The following is a 17,750-nucleotide window of genomic DNA, read 5'->3' as shown; positions in this document are numbered from 1 at the left end:
CGGTACGGGGGCGACCTGACGGCCCCCGCACCGGCGTACTCCCAGCTTTTCCCACCCCGAGCCGCGAACTCCGTCCGATATATCGAACACGAAGGACAGCTAGTGACCGACGCTTCCGACACGGCAGCCCGTCGCCCCGGTGAGCAGGCCCTCACCGCGCTCGGCCTGGGTGCGCCCGCCCTCGACCCCGCCGACACCTCGCCGCACTCCTTCCCCGGCGGCGGCCGCTGGCGCACCGAGATCCCCTCGTGCGAGGGCCCCGAAGCGCTGGCCGTGATCCTGAAGGAGTCCTCGCGGCTCGATGTGCCGATCCACCGGATCAGCCAGGGCAGCGGCGTGTGGATGCTGACCGACGCCGAGATCACCGAGATGGTCGAGGCCACCGACGAACGGGACATCGAGCTCTGCCTGTTCACGGGTCCGCGCGGAACCTGGGACATCGGCGGGTCCACCCGGACCGACTCGCGCGGGGGCGGACTGCGTGCCCGTGGTCATGACGCCGTCGCCGGCTGCGTCGAAGACGCCGTCCGGGCAACGGAGTTGGGCGTCAAGTGTCTGCTGGTCGCCGACGAGGGCGTGCTGTGGACCCTGCACCGGGCGCGTACGGCGGGCATCATCCCGGCCGACACCACCCTCAAGGTCTCCGCGCTCATCGGTCCGGTCAACCCGGCGGCGTACGCGGTGTTCGAGAACCTGGGCGCCGACTCGCTCAACGTGCCCAGCGATCTGACGCTCGATCATCTCACCGAGATCCGGCGGGTGTCGGCCGCCCCCATGGACATGTACATCGAGGCCCCCGACGATCTCGGCGGCTATGTGCGGATGTACGAGGTCGCCGAGCTGATCCGGCGCGGCGCACCGCTCTACCTCAAGTTCGGTCTGTCGAAGGCCCCGGGGATCTACCCGTACGGCCACCATCTGCGCGAGCTGACCCTGACCACCGCCCGGGAACGGGTGCGGCGGGGACGGCTCGCCCTGGACCTGCTCGCACGGCACGGAGCGGACGGCGACATGGCGCCGCTCGGCTCCCGGCTGCCCGGCCCGCTCCGTCGTTTCGAAACACCCTCATAACGTTCCGGCCGACACCTCTTCACAAAAGAAGACGCAGCCGAACACAATCCCACACACCCTCTTCTCGGTCGTACGGCGCATCACCCCAGAGGGTCCCGCAGCACCAGACCGAGCCCGTACCGACATCAAGGATGATGATCATGCGTACTCGCCGAGCCGCACTCGCCGCGATAGCCACGGCCGCCTCCCTCGCCCTCACCCTCACTGCCTGCGGTCAGAGCGGTGAGGGCGGCAGCGAAGAGGACTCGGGCAGCGCCGAGGGAGCCACCATCGGCATCGCGATGCCGACCAAGTCGTCGGAGCGCTGGATCGCCGACGGCAACAACGTCAAGAAGGACCTGGAGTCCAAGGGGTACAAGACCAAGCTGGTCTACGGCGAGGACGACCCCGACCAGCAGGTCTCGCAGATCGAGAACCTGATCACGCAAGGTGTGAAGGCGCTCATCGTCGCGGCCATCGACAACAAGTCGATGAACAACGTGCTCCAGCAGGCCAAGGACGCCGACATCCCGGTGATCTCCTACGACCGGCTGATCCTCGGCACCGAGAACGTCGACTACTACGCGTCGTTCGACAACGAGAAGGTCGGCGAGCTCCAGGGCAACTACATCCTGGAGAAGCTGGGCCTGAAGGACGGTTCCGAGAAGGGCCCGTTCAACATCGAGCTGTTCGCCGGCTCCAACGACGACAACAACACCCGCTACTTCTTCCAGGGTGCGATGAACGTCCTTCAGCCCTTCATCGACAAGAAGCAGCTCGTCGTCCGCTCCGGCCAGACCGCGCTGACCCAGGTCACCACGCTGCGCTGGGACGGCGGCACCGCACAGAAGCGCATGGACGACATCCTGACCTCGGCGTACAAGTCCGAGCGGGTCGACGCGGTCCTCTCGCCGTACGACGGCATCTCCATCGGCATCCTGTCGGCGCTGAAGTCCGACGACTACGGCTCCAAGGCCAAGCCGCTGCCGGTCGTCACCGGCCAGGACGCCGAGCTCGCCTCGGTGAAGTCGATCATCGCGGACGAGCAGTCGATGACCGTCTACAAGGACACCCGTGAGCTTGCCAAGGTGGCCTCGAACATGGTCGACGCGGTACTCAACGACAAGAAGCCCGAGGTCAACGACACCAAGACCTACGACAACGGCGCCAAGGTCGTCCCGTCGTACCTGCTGGAGCCGATCAGCGTCGACAAGGCCAACTACCAGAAGGAAGTTGTCGACTCCGGCTACATCAAGGCGAGCGACCTCAACTAACCCACCGCCGCACCCTAGGGATTGGAAGGCACGACCATGGCGGGACCCGTCCTGGAAATGCGCTCGATCGTCAAGACCTTTCCCGGCGTCAAGGCGCTGTCGGACGTCACACTGACCGTCCAGCAGGGCGAGGTCCACGCCATCTGCGGGGAGAACGGCGCCGGCAAGTCGACCCTGATGAAGGTCCTCTCCGGCCTTCATCCGCACGGGACGTACGACGGTGAGGTCCTCTTCGAGTCAGAGATCTGCAAGTTCAAGGACATCAGGGCCAGTGAGCATCACGGCATCGTGATCATCCATCAGGAACTGGCCCTGATCCCCTACCTCTCCATCGCGGAGAACATCTTCCTCGGCAACGAGCACGCCACACGAGGGATCATCAGCTGGACCGAGACGCTGCGGCACGCCACCGAGCTGCTGCGCCGGGTCGGTCTCGGCGACCACCCCGACACCCGCGTCGCCGACATCGGCGTGGGCAAGCAACAGCTCGTGGAGATCGCCAAGGCGCTGTCGAAGAAGGTGAAGCTGCTCATCCTGGATGAGCCGACCGCCGCCCTGAACGACGAGGACAGCGGCAAACTCCTCGATCTCATCCTGGAGTTGAAGAACCAGGGCATCACCTCGATCATCATCTCCCACAAACTCAACGAGATCCGCAAGGTCGCCGACTCGGTGACGATCCTGCGCGACGGCCGCACCATCGAGACGCTGAACGTGAAGGCCGCGGAGACCACCGAGGACCGGATCATCAGCGGCATGGTCGGCCGCGACCTGGAGCACCGCTTCCCGGAGCGGACGAAGCACGACACCGAGGTGGGCACCGCGGCGGCCCTGGAGATCCGCAACTGGACCGTGCACCACCCGATCGACCAGCAGCGCAAGGTCGTCGACGATGTGTCACTGTCCGTGCGGCGCGGGGAGATCGTCGGTATCGCAGGCCTGATGGGCGCCGGGCGCACCGAACTCGCGATGAGCGTCTTCGGGCGCACCTACGGCCGGTACGCGGGCGGCTCGGTCTTCAAGGACGGCCGGGAGATCCGTACGAAGACGGTGGCGGAGGCCGTGAAGCACGGCATCGCCTATGTCACCGAGGACCGTAAGCACTACGGACTCAACCTGATCGACACCATCGGCCGGAACATCTCGCTCAGCGCCCTGGGCAAGGTCTCCAAGCGCGGGGTCGTCGACGAGCACGAGGAGCGGCAGGTCGCCGAGGGCTTCCGCAAGTCGATGAACATCAAGGCGCCGACCGTCTTCGAGCCGGTGGGCAAGCTGTCCGGCGGCAACCAGCAGAAGGTCGTCCTCAGCAAGTGGATCTTCGCGGGTCCGGATGTGCTGCTCCTGGACGAGCCGACGCGCGGCATCGACGTCGGCGCCAAGTACGAGATCTACACCGTCATCGACCAACTGGCCGCGCAGGGCAAGGCGGTGGTCTTCATCTCCTCCGAGCTGCCGGAGCTGCTCGGTATGTGCGACCGCATCTACACGATGGCCGCGGGCCGGCTGACCGGTGAGTTCTCGCGGGCCGAGGCCTCACAGGAATCGCTGATGCGTCAGATGACCAAGGACAAAGAGGTATCCCGATGAGTACGGATGTGACCGCCAAGACGCCGGCCCCCGCGCCGCCCGGCAAGGGCGGTTCGACCACGGGCAACGGCCTGTTGCAGCTGATCCTGGACGGCATGCGCCGCAACATGCGGCAGTACGGCATGCTGATCGCGCTCGGCCTGATCGTGGTGCTGTTCGCGGTGTGGACGGACGGCGACCTGCTGCTGCCGCGCAACGTCTCCAACCTGGTACTCCAGAACAGCTACATCCTGATCCTCGCGATCGGCATGATGCTCGTCATCATCGCGGGCCATATCGACCTGTCGGTCGGCTCGTTGACGGCGTTCATCGGCTCGATGGCCGCCGTGTTCATGGTCAGGAACGATCTGCCCTGGCCCCTCGCGGTGATCCTGTGCCTGGCCATGGGCGCGGTCGCGGGCGCGGCGCAAGGGTTCTTCATCGCGTACGGCGGCATACCAAGCTTCATCGTGACCCTCGCGGGCATGCTGATCTTCCGCGGTCTGACCGAGATCTTCCTTGAGGGTCAGACGCTGGGCCCGTTCCCGGAGGGGCTCCAGAAGGTCGCCAACGGCTTTATGCCCGAGGTCGGCCCGAACACCAACTACCACAACATCACGTTGCTGTTGGGCATCGGGCTGATCGTGTTCGTGGTCTTCCAGGAGTTCCGCGACCGCCGGCGCCAGCAGGAGTTCGCCCTCGATGTCCCGCCCACCAACCTGTTCCTGCTGAAGCTGGTGGCGATCGGTGCCGCCATCCTCACGCTCACGATGCTGCTCGCCAGCTACAAGGGCGCCCCCATCGTGCTGATCATCCTCGGTGTGCTGCTCGTCGGCTTCGGCTACGTCATGCGCAACGCGATCATCGGCCGCCACATCTACGCGATCGGCGGCAACCTTCCGGCGGCCAAGCTGTCGGGTGTGAAGGACAAGAAGGTCACCTTCCTGGTCTTCCTGAACATGGGCATGCTCGCGGCCCTGGCGGGTCTGGTCTTCGCCGCCCGCTTCAACGCGGCCTCGCCCAAGGCCGGTCTGAACTTCGAGCTGGAGGCCATCGCGGCCGCGTTCATCGGCGGTGCGTCGATGAGCGGCGGGGTCGGCACCGTCCTCGGCGCGATCATCGGCGGTCTGGTCCTGGGCGTGCTGAACAACGGTATGAACCTCGTCGGCATCGGCACGGACTGGCAGCAGGTCATCAAGGGGCTGGTGTTGCTGGCGGCGGTCGGGTTCGACGTGTGGAACAAGCGCAAGGTCGGTTCGTAGGCAAGGGGTCGCCGGGGTCGTGGGGCGGCTGCGGGCCGGTTGTGGCTGGTCGCGCAGTTCCCCGCGCCCCTGGCGGCGCTGTCCAACTCTTCTTTCTGGAGCCGCTGCATGGAACTGAACAGACGCACGCTTATAGCCGGGGCCGCGGCCGCCGGTGTCACCGCCACCACCATCGGCACCGCACACGCCACGGGAGGCAGGAAGCCGGTGAAGTCGCTCTTCGGCACGCTCGCCGACGGCACGAAGGTCTACAGCTGGTCGCTGGAGAACGGAGGGACGCGGCTGAAGGTCCTCTCCTACGGCGGCATCGTCCAGTCACTGGAGATCCCCGACCGGCGGGGCCGCTACACCAACGTCTCCCTGGGCTTCGACAACATCGAGGACTACGTCGCCAAGAGCCCGTACTTCGGCGCGCTGATCGGCCGCTACGGCAACCGCATCGCCAAGGGCAAGTTCACCCTGGACGGCACGGCCTACCAGCTGGACGTCAACGACGGCGAGAACACCCTGCACGGCGGAGCGAAGGGCTTCGACAAGCGGGTGTGGGACGTCGAACCGTTCGTCCAGGGCACGGACGTCGGGCTGCACCTCCACTACGTCAGCGTCGACGGCGAGATGGGGTACCCCGGAACGCTGAAGAGCAAGGTGACGTACACCCTCACCCGGCGCGGCGACTGGCGGATCGACTACGCGGCCACCACCAGCAAGCCGACGATCGTCAATCTCACCAGCCACGTCTACTGGAACCTCGCGGGCGAGTCGAGCGGCACGATCTACGACCACGAGCTGTCCATCGCGGCCTCCCGCTACACGCCGGTCGACTCGGGGCTGATCCCCACGGGCGAGCTGGCGAAGGTCGCGGGCACCCCCTTCGACTTCCGCTCCACCAAGACGGTCGGCGAGGACATCCGCGTCGCCCACCAGCAGCTGCTGTACGGCAAGGGGATCGACCACAACTGGGCGCTCGACAAGGGCATCACGGGGAAGCCGGAGCACATCGCCACGCTCCGCGACCCGTCCTCCGGCCGCACCCTGAAGATCGCCACGACCGAGCCGGGCCTTCAGTTCTACTCGGGTAACTTCCTCGACGGCAGCTTCGCCGGCACCGGTGGCAGCGTCTATCGGCAGGGCGACGCGCTGTGCCTGGAGACGCAGCACTTCCCGGACTCGCCGAACCAGCCGAAGTTCCCGTCAACGACGCTGCGACCTGGGCAGACGTACCGGTCGACGACGGTGCACTCGTTCGGCAAGTGACCCTGCTTCACAGTAGCTTCACAAGTTTCCATCGAATCCACAGCCGTTGAACAGCGCCTCACAGGCATCCGTATCTAAGGGTGGCCCGCGCTCCCCCGCGCGGGCCACCCAAAGACGACGGGCCCGGTCGTCCCCACCGGGTCCGCCCCATACGGAGGTTCCATGGCTGAGAACGTCACCTCGCTGTTCCGCAGCACGGCGGCGCACAGCCCGTCGATGGCGGCTCTGACTCGCGAGGGCGGCGAAGGAGCCGGCCCGATCGACTTCTGTATCCCGTGCAACCCGTACTTCCCCACGCCCGCCATGTTCGACGACATGGCAGGCCGGTTGCGCGACATCATCACCTATTACCCCAGCAGCGCCGACACAATCACGTCCGAGCTGTGCAACCTCCTGCAACTCCCGCCGCAGGCCGTGGCGATGGGCAACGGCTCGACCGAGCTGATCACCTGGATCGACCACCTGATGGTCCGTGAGTCCCTGGCGATCCCCGTCCCCACCTTCGGCCGCTGGACCGACCAGCCGATGGAGACCGGCAAGCGGGTCGACATGTTCCCGCTCCAGGAGTCCAGCGGCTTCGCCCTCGACCTCGCGCAGTACGCCGAGTTCATCAGGGCCCGCGGCACCCGCGTCGCCGTCATCTGCAACCCCAACAACCCCGACGGCGGCTTCCTCCACCGGCACGCCATCACCCAGTTCATGGACGCGATGGCCGACCTCGACCTGGTCGTCATCGACGAGTCGTTCCTCGAGTTCGCCGACGCCGAGGCGGAGCCTTCGGTCGTCCAGGAGGCGATGCTCCGCCCGAACGTCATCGTCCTGCGCAGCCTCGGCAAGAACTTCGGACTGCACGGCATACGGTTCGGCTATCTGGTCGCCAACCCCTCGCTCGCGGGCCGGGTCCGCTCGATGCTGCCGAAGTGGAACCTCAACGCCTTTGCCGAGCACGTGGTGTTCATGCTGAAGAACCACGGCCAGGAGTACATGCAGAGCCTCCACCAGGTGCGCCGTGACCGCCTGGACATGGCCAGCCAGCTCTCCTCGCTGCCCGGTCTGACGGTCTACCCCTCCCAGGGCAACTTCCTTTTCGTGCGCCTCCCCGTGGGCGCCGAAGGCACCGTGGTCCGGGACCGGCTCCTCACCGAGCACCGGATCCTGGTCCGTGAGTGCGGCAACAAGATCGGTTCGTCGAGCCGCTTCCTGCGACTCGTGGTGCGCCCTCAGGTCGACGTGCGTCGCCTGGTGTCCGGCCTGGAACAGGTGCTCTACGGGACCAGGAGGGGAGCCGCCGTGCCCGAGCTGGGTACAGGGACCAATTACAGCTCGGGTACGGCGGCGGTGGACCGTCTGGTCGGCGCGACCAACGGGGCCGGTATGCATGGCCTTGCGGCTCAGGCCATGGCCGTGGGCGGCATGCCCCAGCACGCGATGGCCTCCGGCGGTATGGCGGCTCCGGGGCACACCGGTGGAGCCGGGATGCCGATGCCGGCCGCCGCCCAGGCCTACCCGCAGCCCATGGCTGCGCCGGCTCCCATCCCTGCGCCGGCCCCCATGCCCGCGCCGGCTCCCCCCATCCCCTCGCAGTTCCCGGCGGCCGCGGCAGCCGCTCCCCAGCCGGCGGGCCCCACACCGCCAGGTGTCCCGGCCCGGGGTGGACTCACCGCCGCCCAGGTCCGGGGCACTAACGGGCTTACGCCTGCGCCTGCTGCGGGGTGGCCCAATGCCCAGAGCTGGCCGAATGCGGCGGGGATGGGGCAGGCCGGGTAACGCCGTCTCGCCGTAGGTGGTGCTGTATGCGGGCGACTGCGGGGCCGTTGTGGCTGGTCGCGCAGTTCCCCGCGCCCCTTTGGGGCGCGTTGTGCTACACGGGGTTCAATCGCCACTGTTGGCAGGGGTTGTTCAGCCACGTCCACTGGCGTACGTCCGCCGCGTCCGCCGTGGAGCAGTTCGCCACATCTGCCACCTTGCCCGTCGCCTGGTTGACGATCCTGACGTAACCGTCGCTCGTCGTCAGGAATCTGAAGCGCTGGCAGGTGTTGTTCAGCCAGGTCCACTGGCGCAGGTCGGCGCCGTCGGCGGAGGAGCAGTCGGCGGTGTCCAGGACCTTGCCGGTGGCGACGTTCACCAGGCGGCTGGTGTCGTCTCCCTGGTCCTCGATGCGCCAGCGCTGGTTGTTGTTGCCGTTGCAGGTGTACTGCTGGACGTTTGCGCCGTCGGCGGTCGAACCACCGGCTACGTCAAGGCATTTGGCCGAGTTGCGGTTGGTGATGGTGTACGTCGTGGAGGCCGAGGAGGGCTCGCCGGACGGGCCGGTCATGCTCGCGCCGAGGGCGACCGGGGTGCCGAGGTTCGGTGTGCCGTCGGAGTTCCAGGTGAACTTCTGGGCGCGGGTCGTACGTCCGTTGTCGCAGCCCTCGGAGGCGGCGTCGTTGGCGTGGTAGACGATCCAGTTCTCGGAGCCGTCGGGGGACGTGAAGAAGCCGTTGTGTCCGGGACCGTAGACGCCCGCGGTGTCGTTGCGCTGGAAGACCGGCGTGGACTTCTTGGTCCAGGAGGACGCGGACAGCGGGTTGGAGCCGGTGAGGGTGAGCTGACCGAGCTTGTAGTCGGGGGTCCAGCAGCCGCTGGCCGAGTAGATCAGATACGTCTGGCCACCCCGCTGGAGGATCTCCGGGCCCTCGTTCACCGAACCGCCGGACGTCTCCCAGGAGTTGGTCGGCGTGGAGATCGTGGAGAAGCCGGTGGCGAGGGTGTACGGGTTGGACATCCGCGCGGCGACGAGATTCTGTGTGCCTCCGCTCGCGCTGCCGAACAGGTACAGGCTGCCGTTGATCGTGGCCACCGTCGGGTCCAGCATCCAGGCGGAGTTGAGCTGGTTGCGGTAGGTGTACGGGCCCATCGGGTCGGAGCCGGCGCTCTCCAGGACATGGGTGCGCTGGGTGGGGATGTAGTCGGAGACGTTCTGGCCGGCGACGTAGTACAGATACCAGCGGCCGTTGATGAAGTGGAGCTCCGGCGCCCAGATGTTGCAGCACCGGGAGGCGGCGTCGCCCGTCCACACCTGGACACTGGGCGCGGTGGCGAGGCCGGCGAGGGTGGTGGACTTGCGCATGGTGATGGCGTCGGTCCAACTCGTCGTCACCATGTAGTAGTTGCCGCTGTGGTACGAGATCCAGGGGTCGGCGCCCTTCTGCGCCTTGACGGGGTTGGAGAAGGAGGCCGCGCTCGCGGAGGACTGTCCGAGCCCCAGCAGGAAGACCAGTGCGGCCAGCAGGGTCAGTAGGCGACGGGCCATCCGCTGCTCCAGTTCAGAAGGTTGATGCCGAGTTTGGGTGTGCCGTTGTCCTGGCCGTCGTAGTAGTGGTAGACGATCAGGTCCCCGTCGACATCGTTCATGATCGACTGCCCGCCGGGGCCGATGTACCGGCCGTGCGACTCAAGGACCGGCGTGCCGCCGTTGTTCGTCATCGCGACGCCGCTCCTGTCGTGGTACGGCCCGGTGACGCCGGTGGCGCGGCCGACCTTGACCTTGTACGTCGAGCTGGTGCCGGCGCAGCAGGTGTCGTACGAAGCGAAGAGGTAGTAGTAGCGGCCGCGCTTGACGATGTACGGCGCTTCGACGGCCTTGGTGCCGGTCGGGCGGGAGGCGAGGGAGTACCGGTTGGTGTTGCCGGCCAGCTGCTTCCCGGTGGACGGGTTGATCTGGATCATCTTGATCCCGGTCCACCAACTGCCGAAGGACAGCCACCACTTGCCGTCGTCGTCCACGAAGAGGTTCGGGTCGATGGCGTTGTAGTCGCTGGACGAGCCGGACGTGTAGACGGTCCCCTGGTCGGTCCAGCTGCCCGGCTGACCCGTGCTGGAGGTGGCGAGCCCGATGGCCGAGGTGTTCGAGCCGAACTTCGAGACGGAGTAGTACAGCAGGTACTTGCCCCCGTGGTACGAGATGTCCGGCGCCCAGGCCTCCGGGACGGAGGAGTACGTCGACCACCAGCTCGGGCGGGAGGAGAAGGCGTCGGCGCCCGCACTGAAGGCGATGCGGTTGCTGGAGGTCTTGTTCGCGATGCCCCCGCCGGTGGCGTACAGCAGGTACTGGCCGGACGAGGTGCGGATCATCGTCGGGTCGTGGGTGACGACGGAACCGGTGACGGTACCGGGGTTGGGGTAGGCCGACGCGCTGGACGGGATGAGGGCAAGCAGGGCGGCTGCGGGGAGGGCGAGAAGTGCGGTTCTCTTGCGGCTCATACGGGACGCTCCTGTTCTGTATCTCGAACAACGATCGTCACTTCGGACGGAACGTAGAATCGAATCACTTGCGCGTCAATGACCCGCGCGCGCCACAGGAGTTCGCCACCCACGTCCACCGAGAAGGGCCCGCCACCCCGGCAGGTCCACCTCCGCACGGACGGTCTTGCCAGGAGGGTCCCGGTCCAGCACCTCCCACCGGTCGGCCAGGGCCTCGACGAGAACGAGTCCGCGGCCGTGTTCGCCGAGGGGACACGGAGGCGGCACATCGCCCGGCTTCGGCGGGCTGGATTCGGTTCGGGTATCACTGACCTCGATCCGGATGCTGCCCGTCGGCAGGGACAGCCCCAGCTCGAAGTCCCGTCCGGGGACCCGGCCGTGGGTCACCGCGTTGGCCGCCAACTCGGCGACGATCACTGCGACCGCTTCCGAGGCGTCACTGCCGTACGGGATGCCCCAGGCGTGGAGCTGGTGCACGGCGAGGTGCCGGGCGAGACGGGCGCCGCGTGGGGTGGCACTGAGGCGCTGGGTGAACATACGTACGGTAACCGGAGGTTGGGGGGTGAGCGGTGCGTGCATGCGCTCAATCTGGCGGCCGAGGGGGGAAGTTCACCAGGTCCACGGCGCGTACGCTGCGGGAGCGTACGCGGTTACGGGGTGGACAGTACGTGTGACTGGCCGTGACCATGACCCGGGGAGGTGACCGACCGTGGTCGATTCAATGGTGGGCGGCGGTGAGCCGGAGGCGTCGGACAGTCTGCGGACGTTCGGGGCGGTCGTGCAGGCGTTGCGGGAGCACGCCGGGCTGAGCCGGGAGGAGTTCGGGGATCTGGTGGGACTGTCGAAGCACACGGTGGCTTCGGTGGAGTTGGGGCGGCGGATGCCGGATCCGGATTTCGCGGACCGGTCGGAGCCGGTGCTCGGCAATACCGGCGCCCTGCGACGGGCGGCACGGTATCTGGCTCGACAGCCCGGGTTGGCGGCGTGGTTTCGGCGGTGGGCCCAGCTGGAGGCCATGGCGATGACGCTGTACACCTACGAATGCCGGTTGATTCCAGGGCTGTTGCAGACGGAGGCGTACGCGCGGACGCTGTTCACGAACCAGCTCCCGCCGCTGAGCGACGAGCAGATCGAGGCGCAGTGGGTAGCGCGGGCGGAACGGCAACGACTGCTGCGAGAACGGCCGAACACGGCGTTCGCCTTCATCCTGGAGGAGCACCTGTTCCGGCGGCGGACGGGTGGTGTGGAGGTCACGCGGGAGCTCATCGACCATGTGCTGGAGATCGCCGACCTGCGGAACGTGGAGATCCAGATCATGCCGACGGAGCAGGATACTCACGCAGGGCTGGACGGACCCATGCAGTTGCTGGAGACCGCGGAGAACAAGTGGTTCGCCTACTGCGAGGGGCAGGAAAGCGGCCAGTTCATCGCTGATCGAAAAGTGGTCAGCATGCTCCAGATGCGGTATGCCAGGATGCGCTCACAGGCTCTCACCCTCAAAGACTCCATGAGCCTGTTGCAGCGGATGCGAGGAGACCTATGAGCACCAGCAAACTGGCCTGGTTCAAGAGCAGCTACAGCAGCGGTGGTTCCGGCGACTGCGTCGAGGTCGCCCTCACCCCCGCCACCATCCACGTACGCGACTCCAAGAACCGGCAGGCCCCCGCGCTCGCCCTCTCCCCCACCACGTGGACGGAGTTCATCACGCACGTCCGTCCAGCAGGGCCAGCCCCAGCGGCGTGACGGAATGCAGTACGGCCTTCCTCGCCTTGCGTGCTCAGTAACCCCGCCTTGCGCAGAATGCCGACGTGATGGCTGGCCGTGGCTGGTGAGATCCCCGTGTCATGGGCGAGTTCGGTCGTCGTCACACCATGGTCTGCGACCGTCTCGAGGATCCCGGCGCGGGTGCGGCCGAGGAGGGCGTTCAGGGGACGGAGTCCGGGCGTGCCGTTCAGAACCGTCTCGTGCGTCATCGGGTAGACCACGACGCAAGGCAACGCGGGATCCTTGAGCAGCGTCGGCTTGCGCCAGCAGAAGTACGAGAGCAGCACCAGCAACCCGCGCCCGTCCAGATGGACGTCTCGGTCCGCGCCCAACCCCCTCACCTCCAGCACCGGCCGCCGCCGGACGAGATCGGCGTGGAGGGCGCTGAGCAGCGCGCCGAGGTCGCCGTTCGCCAAGTACCGTCCGTGGAGGGCATGTTCGGCGTCGAGGCGGGTGCGGATGCGGGCCCCACCACGGGGGCCAGCGCGGTCCCGAAGTACTGCCGGAACACTCGCGCGAGGTGGGCGACCGCCTCCTTGTCGCCGTCGGCCAGCGGCCTCGCCCAGCGCGGCAGTCGTCGGCCGGCGCGGGCCAGTTCCAGCAGGTCGCCGCGGAGCCGCTGCCGTGGCGTGGACAGCAGGGCGCCGGTGCCGGCGTCCAGGCCGCCCGTGCCGGCCGCCGGGGTGAGAAAATCGGCCGAGCAGTCGACGGGCGGTGCCAGGCGGAGCAACGGGCGTACGTCGGCGGGTAGTTCGCGGCGCACCCGGTGCCGCCAGCCGCCGAAGACGGCGGACCCGGTGTCGGTCTGAAGCATGTGCATGCTGAGCAGCGCCTCCCACATGGGTTCGGGAGCCTGCGCCAGCCTGATGTGGGCGAGATCGTCGTCGGTGAAGTGAATGCGTACCGCCATGTGAGCCATCCCCGGTCGGTGTGCACTCACATGCTCCGGGGATCCTTGCCTCCTGCCATCCTGAGAAGTCATGGGCTCCAGAAGTCTTGGGGCTCCACCGACAGGCCGACGCCCCGCTGCACGGCGAGGTGCGACGGGGCGTTCGTTCGGCAGGACTTCTCAGCACGGCTCGACGGAGCTGACCTCGTCCCGCACGGACGAAGCCAGGTCGAGCGTCTGCCCGTCCAGGATCACCTGGATCTCGTTCTCGTAGTCCGCGTCCCGGTACAGGCACCACGAGTCGCCGGAGATGTTCTTCACCGACCACACGTGGTCATTGAGACGCCCACCAGCACGCCCAGGTTGGACGCACCGTCCGACAGTCGAGGAGATCCTGATCCACCCCGCGACCAGGCCGTTCAACGTCTTCAATCCTGATCGGATTGAGGTTCGTTGGAAGTAGAGGGCCCTGCGAGGCGGCGCCACAAATAGCCGCGCGAATCTGGTGCCGTGACGGGGCCTTCAGCGTGGCACGCCAGCGGCGCCAAAGTCGTGTCAGACGTCCATTGGTAATGCGATCCCGTCGGAACCATAGAGATACGAACGGTGTGCGTCAGCCTGTCCTCAACCCCGCGCTTCCCTGAGCCCTCGACCACCCAGAACTTCACGCCGCCCTGCTTCTCGGAGGAACTGCAAGCCTCCAGGGTGAGTTCGAGTTCTACGCTGTTGTAGTGGAAGTTCACGCCGTCTTGCATGGGCAAGGTCCGTAGAGCCTGACGTATCTCGGCCTGAGCGGCCTCGATGGCTTCCCTGATGCCAATCTCCACACTGGCCTCCAACCGGTCACGGTTACAGGCCGAGACGTACGGCGACACGGGAGCGGTTCCGCATGCACGTTACAGGGACAACTCATCTGATCGTGTTCCTTTACCGCCTCAGCACCGAGTTCTGAATGTCATCGCTGCCCCTCGAACCGGGGTGGCTTGGCGCCAGGCGGCGGCTCGGGGACGTCGCTCACGACGCGCTTGAAAACGTCCGAGGGTCCGTCGGGCAACAGGAAGTTGCCCGGCGGCTGGCTGATCCGCGTCTCGCGGTCTCGCACCGGAGGCAGTTCAACCCCCTCCAGGGGGTTGTCATCGGGGTGGTGGAACAGTTCCCTGCGCGCGTTGTCCGCGAAGCGCTGGTTCAGCTCCTTGGCCAGCTTGGTGTGCGTCCGTACGAAGAAGTCATCAACCCCAGGCGACGCCATCATGATGGCCACCCGCCGATCGATCGGCACGAGGATCGCGCCTGCGTTGCCGATACCGACGCCGCGCCACCTAGGCATGTCCCCGTCGCGCACCAGCGTCACCGGGTGATCCGGAATGAGCAGTGTGCGGTGCTCGAACTTGATAAGGCCCCACGAGCGTGCCATGAACACCTCGTACGCCGTCGCCATGGACTGGCCCATCGACAGCATGTGGTCGTTGACCGACATCTCGGCGTAGTAGCCGTCAAAGTCCGTCACCTCCGCCCACACCGCATCGACCTCCTCGTCCGAGACGGGCTCCGTGGCGTTCTCTTCGAGGCGCGTGCGGATCTCGGGCTTTCCGCCCATGGCGATCACGACCTTGCCGAGGTGATCCCCGATCTCGTCGTTAACCGTACGGGCAGCAGGGATCCGCGCATGCTGCGCCGCGATGTACTCGGCCAGGACGGCGCGGTGTTCGATGGGCAAAGGCCACAGCCCGCCGACGACCTGTCGGATGACCCTGGCGGCCTTATTCTCCAGCTCGGCGAGCAGATCCTCAACGGTGTCGTCGAGTTGACCGTTCTCATCCCGCATCGAGTAGAAGTTGCGGTGGACGGTGACGTCGGCAATCCCGACCGGACGCCGCTCGCTGCCGTCGAGAGGGACGCGCATGATCCGCTCACCGTCAGCGAAGCGCCGAAGATGGAGGCGCGGCACGGTGTGGTGACGGCGCTTCAACTTCGACTTCTTGGAGGACTTGCCCATGTCATGACGATACGGGCACCCCCTGACATCCTCATGGCCTTTTCCGGGGGTCGATCAGGGAGATCCTGATCCACTCCGCGACCCGGCCCTTCAACGTCTGGAACCCGGACCGGGTCGAGGTGTCCTGGAAGTAATGCGGGTCCGGACCGATGGCAGCGATCGAAGTCCGGTCTGGAGCATCTAACGCCGACCACGCTCTGCGGCGGCCCTTGCGGCCCTGGCCCTAGCGGGCGACCCTCGTGGTCCTGCGGCCCGTCCTGCGCCTTCCGAGTAGTCGTCCTCGTCGTTCACCTCACCCTCATCAGACGGATGTGGCTGGCCGCCTGGCGGGCCCGGGGGACCTGGCTCACCCGGGGGACCTGGGTCACCTTGGGGCCCCGCTCACCTTGGGGCCCCGGAGGCTTCGGCGTCTCGATAGCTTGTTTAGCCGTGTTGGCAACAGCCCTGATCCCGAAGTACGCCGTTGTGATAGCGGTGACTGCGGTGAACGCGCTTGTGAGGAGCGGCACCACTTGCTGCGCCTTGTCGCCCGCCTTCGTGATGCCCCATATTCCTGCCACGACGATAGCCACGTCGCTGGATATGACAGCCAGGAGACCGGTCACCGATCGAGTCACGTCGACGTTCCGCTCAGCCCCGTCTTGGGCTGGCTGTTGGGGGGCGTCGCCTCAGTTCGACCCCGATCCAGATGAGGAGCCCCACCACCACAACGATGGCGATGAGGAGCAACACAGCAGTACCCGCAGCCGGACTACCCGCCGGAGGACGCTCCCGGGCCGGAGTAGCCCTGGTGGACCTCACAACGCCTTCTGCGACCGATTCTCAAAGCGATCGCACCCGTGCTACAGGCACGGCTAACGTCCTGGTATGGACATCGATAAGACCTTCACAGGTCTGATCTCGGGTGCGAAGAAATTCGCGCACTCAGCGATGGACGCTCACGCGAACGACGATGAGGAGGTCTTCCTCCTACACGCTGGTGTCAGCGTTGAGCGGCTGGCGAAGGCGGTACTGGCCAAGAAGAACCCCTTCCTGCTGATGGAAATGAAGGGGAACGATGACGTCCTCTTCCAGTTCGCCGGCCTGGAACCGGCCACTAGGGTCCGCACCATAGGAGCAACACAGGCCATCAAGCGGCTGAAGCGCCTGGGAGTCCTTCCACAAGCAGCTGACCCCGACTTGGACGAGCTGATCGAGCTACGGAACGGCGTCGCCCATCTATCAGCCACGCCTAACGGCTCATTTGACGGCCTGGCTGTATTTGCCAGGACCACCACGACCCTGTTGAAGGCCTGGGGACGATATGGCGCCAAGCGGTACTGGGGACCTCACCATCGCCTCGTGCAGCTGACCCTGAGCGAGGCTATCGAGAAGGCAACCCGACACTTCCGCCAGCTCGTGGAGCAGGCACGCTATCGACTCGCAGAACGCACCAAGGGCCTTCCTCTAGCTGCGCAGGAGGCGTACGTGGAAGCTCGCTCGATGCGAACGGCTGACTTCGGCCCCGACATGCGCTCCTTCCTCCTGCCGCACGAATGTCCCGCTTGCCACCACCACGGGGCGCTGATCACTGGACCGATTGTCCTGATCATGGAGGACAGGCCTGGAGAAGCCGCTCCCCAGCAATTCTTGTGCCGTGTCTGCGGACTCCGGCTGAAGACGACCGAGGAACTTGCAGCGGCACGCATGGACCGACGCGTACCACTGGTAGACCTGAACGGGGAAAGGGTTCTGAGCCCGGCCGATGAGTTCCTCTGGCATGACAGCCCAGAGTGGGAGGATGACGAGTAGCTCCTGCCTTCACGATCCAGCCGCAGAACCCACGTGCTCCGTGGGGCTGCCCTTCAAAGTGATCACACCTGTATTACAGGGTCCGCTACCGTCCCCTCATGGACGATTCCCTCTCCTTCGAGAGCTTCCTTGAAGGGGCCAAGAAGGCCGCCCACAGAGCCATGGACGATCACGGGCGCGGCGAGTACGACGAGTGCGCTCTACATGGCGGTGTCGCCGTGGAGCGGCTCGCCAAAACGGTCCTGGTCTCGAACAACCCGGTGTACCTCTTGGAGATGCGCAACGGGAACCCACGATCGCCCGCCGCGGCACCCTGCACGGCACCGGCCTGGGCACCTACCGCTGGGTCGTCGAGAGGAGTTTTGCCTGGCTGCACGGCTTCCGACGCCTGCGCGTCCGCTGGGAACGCCGGGCCGACATCCACGAAGCGTTCCTCAAAATCGCCTGCTGCCTCATCACCCACCGACAACTCGGTTCGCTCTGCTAGCTGTTGCTGCTGTCCATGTAGAGACAGAAGGGATGACCGGCCGGGTCGAGCATCACTCTGACGTTTTCCTGCGGCTGGTGGCCGGATTCCCGCGCGCCGAGTTCGAGTGCGTGCGCCACGGCCGCCTGCAGATCGACGACCTCGAAGTCGAGGTGCATCGTGATCCGCTGAA

Annotated in this window: 17 protein-coding genes and 2 pseudogenes; 10 read left to right on the top strand and 9 right to left on the bottom strand. The window is 66.4% G+C overall.

Annotated elements, in window-relative coordinates:
• The first annotated feature begins 102 nt into the window (after nucleotides 1-102).
• From KCH87_RS15620 to KCH87_RS15595, 6 genes are all read left to right on the top strand, one after another.
• Nucleotides 103-1,071 (top strand): hypothetical protein, encoded by a 969-nt coding sequence (locus KCH87_RS15620; RefSeq protein ID WP_210586688.1) that lies wholly within the window; start codon nucleotides 103-105, stop codon nucleotides 1,069-1,071.
• A 140-nt stretch (nucleotides 1,072-1,211) separates the two neighbouring features.
• Complete coding sequence (gene chvE / locus KCH87_RS15615) at nucleotides 1,212-2,324, top strand: multiple monosaccharide ABC transporter substrate-binding protein (RefSeq protein ID WP_374199001.1); 1,113 nt, start codon at nucleotides 1,212-1,214, stop codon at nucleotides 2,322-2,324.
• A gap of 36 nt (nucleotides 2,325-2,360) precedes the next feature.
• Entirely contained in the window at nucleotides 2,361-3,911 is a 1,551-nt protein-coding gene (gene mmsA / locus KCH87_RS15610) for a multiple monosaccharide ABC transporter ATP-binding protein (protein WP_210586686.1), read from the top strand.
• Nucleotides 3,908-5,152 carry a multiple monosaccharide ABC transporter permease gene (gene mmsB / locus KCH87_RS15605; protein WP_210586685.1) on the top strand — a complete coding sequence of 415 codons (1,245 nt, stop codon included), beginning with the start codon at nucleotides 3,908-3,910 and terminating at the stop codon, nucleotides 5,150-5,152. The genes mmsA and mmsB overlap by 4 nt, the downstream gene beginning before the upstream one ends.
• A 108-nt stretch (nucleotides 5,153-5,260) precedes the next feature.
• Nucleotides 5,261-6,406: an aldose epimerase family protein gene (locus KCH87_RS15600; RefSeq protein ID WP_210586684.1), complete on the top strand. Its 1,146-nt coding sequence runs from the start codon at nucleotides 5,261-5,263 to the stop codon at nucleotides 6,404-6,406.
• Nucleotides 6,407-6,568: 162 nt separating this feature from the next.
• A complete protein-coding gene (locus tag KCH87_RS15595) occupies nucleotides 6,569-8,173 on the top strand; it encodes a histidinol-phosphate transaminase (protein WP_210586683.1) in 1,605 nt (534 codons plus the stop codon).
• Nucleotides 8,174-8,267: 94 nt separating this feature from the next.
• Here the strand turns inward: KCH87_RS15595 and KCH87_RS15590 are convergent, their stop codons facing one another.
• The 3 genes from KCH87_RS15590 to KCH87_RS15580 all read right to left on the bottom strand — a co-directional run bounded on the left by KCH87_RS15590 (nucleotide 8,268) and on the right by KCH87_RS15580 (nucleotide 11,230).
• Complete coding sequence (locus KCH87_RS15590; protein WP_210586682.1) at nucleotides 8,268-9,701, bottom strand: family 43 glycosylhydrolase; 1,434 nt, start codon at nucleotides 9,699-9,701, stop codon at nucleotides 8,268-8,270.
• The gene (locus tag KCH87_RS15585) at nucleotides 9,683-10,651 is read right to left on the bottom strand and encodes an arabinan endo-1,5-alpha-L-arabinosidase (protein WP_210586681.1); all 969 of its coding nucleotides are present in this window, start codon (nucleotides 10,649-10,651) and stop codon (nucleotides 9,683-9,685) included. The genes KCH87_RS15590 and KCH87_RS15585 overlap by 19 nt, the downstream gene beginning before the upstream one ends.
• A gap of 75 nt (nucleotides 10,652-10,726) precedes the next feature.
• Nucleotides 10,727-11,230 carry an ATP-binding protein gene (locus KCH87_RS15580; RefSeq protein ID WP_210586680.1) on the bottom strand — a complete coding sequence of 168 codons (504 nt, stop codon included), beginning with the start codon at nucleotides 11,228-11,230 and terminating at the stop codon, nucleotides 10,727-10,729.
• A 142-nt stretch (nucleotides 11,231-11,372) separates the two neighbouring features.
• Here KCH87_RS15580 and KCH87_RS15575 point away from each other — a divergent pair, with 142 nt between their 5' ends.
• Nucleotides 11,373-12,194 (top strand): helix-turn-helix transcriptional regulator, encoded by an 822-nt coding sequence (locus tag KCH87_RS15575; RefSeq protein ID WP_210586972.1) that lies wholly within the window; start codon nucleotides 11,373-11,375, stop codon nucleotides 12,192-12,194.
• Nucleotides 12,191-12,394 carry a DUF397 domain-containing protein gene (locus tag KCH87_RS49055; protein WP_247196289.1) on the top strand — a complete coding sequence of 68 codons (204 nt, stop codon included), beginning with the start codon at nucleotides 12,191-12,193 and terminating at the stop codon, nucleotides 12,392-12,394. Before KCH87_RS15575 ends, KCH87_RS49055 begins: the two co-directional genes overlap by 4 nt.
• Nucleotides 12,395-12,486: 92 nt before the next feature.
• Here the strand turns inward: KCH87_RS49055 and KCH87_RS50750 are convergent.
• From KCH87_RS50750 to KCH87_RS15550, 5 genes and pseudogenes are all read right to left on the bottom strand, one after another.
• A pseudogene (locus tag KCH87_RS50750) lies at nucleotides 12,487-12,624 on the bottom strand (hypothetical protein); the annotation flags it as partial.
• 128 nt (nucleotides 12,625-12,752) lie between these two features.
• Nucleotides 12,753-13,325 carry a hypothetical protein gene (locus KCH87_RS15565; RefSeq protein ID WP_210586678.1) on the bottom strand — a complete coding sequence of 191 codons (573 nt, stop codon included), beginning with the start codon at nucleotides 13,323-13,325 and terminating at the stop codon, nucleotides 12,753-12,755.
• A 159-nt stretch (nucleotides 13,326-13,484) separates the two neighbouring features.
• Nucleotides 13,485-13,790, bottom strand: coding sequence for a peptidase inhibitor family I36 protein (locus tag KCH87_RS49050; RefSeq protein WP_308298837.1), 306 nt, complete (start codon nucleotides 13,788-13,790; stop codon nucleotides 13,485-13,487).
• The gene (locus KCH87_RS15555; RefSeq protein WP_210586676.1) at nucleotides 13,733-14,131 is read right to left on the bottom strand and encodes a trypco2 family protein; all 399 of its coding nucleotides are present in this window, start codon (nucleotides 14,129-14,131) and stop codon (nucleotides 13,733-13,735) included. Before KCH87_RS15555 ends, KCH87_RS49050 begins: the two co-directional genes overlap by 58 nt.
• Before the next feature lie 128 nt (nucleotides 14,132-14,259).
• On the bottom strand, nucleotides 14,260-15,300 hold the full coding sequence (locus tag KCH87_RS15550; protein ID WP_210586675.1) for a DUF4238 domain-containing protein: 1,041 nt from the start codon (nucleotides 15,298-15,300) through the stop codon (nucleotides 14,260-14,262).
• An 867-nt stretch (nucleotides 15,301-16,167) separates the two neighbouring features.
• Here KCH87_RS15550 and KCH87_RS15545 point away from each other — a divergent pair.
• Together KCH87_RS15545 and KCH87_RS15540 are read left to right on the top strand one after the other, a co-directional pair.
• Entirely contained in the window at nucleotides 16,168-17,091 is a 924-nt protein-coding gene (locus tag KCH87_RS15545; RefSeq protein ID WP_210586674.1) for a hypothetical protein, read from the top strand.
• A gap of 286 nt (nucleotides 17,092-17,377) precedes the next feature.
• Nucleotides 17,378-17,578: pseudogene (locus KCH87_RS15540) on the top strand (transposase); the annotation flags it as partial.
• Here KCH87_RS15540 and KCH87_RS15535 read toward each other — a convergent pair.
• The gene (locus tag KCH87_RS15535; protein WP_247196317.1) at nucleotides 17,575-17,736 is read right to left on the bottom strand and encodes a VOC family protein; all 162 of its coding nucleotides are present in this window, start codon (nucleotides 17,734-17,736) and stop codon (nucleotides 17,575-17,577) included. The pseudogene KCH87_RS15540 and the gene KCH87_RS15535 overlap by 4 nt on opposite strands.
• Nucleotides 17,737-17,750 lie beyond the last annotated feature (14 nt).

The sequence above is a fragment of the Streptomyces sp. GESEQ-35 genome (assembly GCF_017948485.1).
GTDB lineage: Bacteria > Actinomycetota > Actinomycetes > Streptomycetales > Streptomycetaceae > Streptomyces.
The sequence above is the reverse complement of the archived record's forward strand: the minus strand, read 5'-3'. Positions and strand labels throughout refer to the sequence as shown.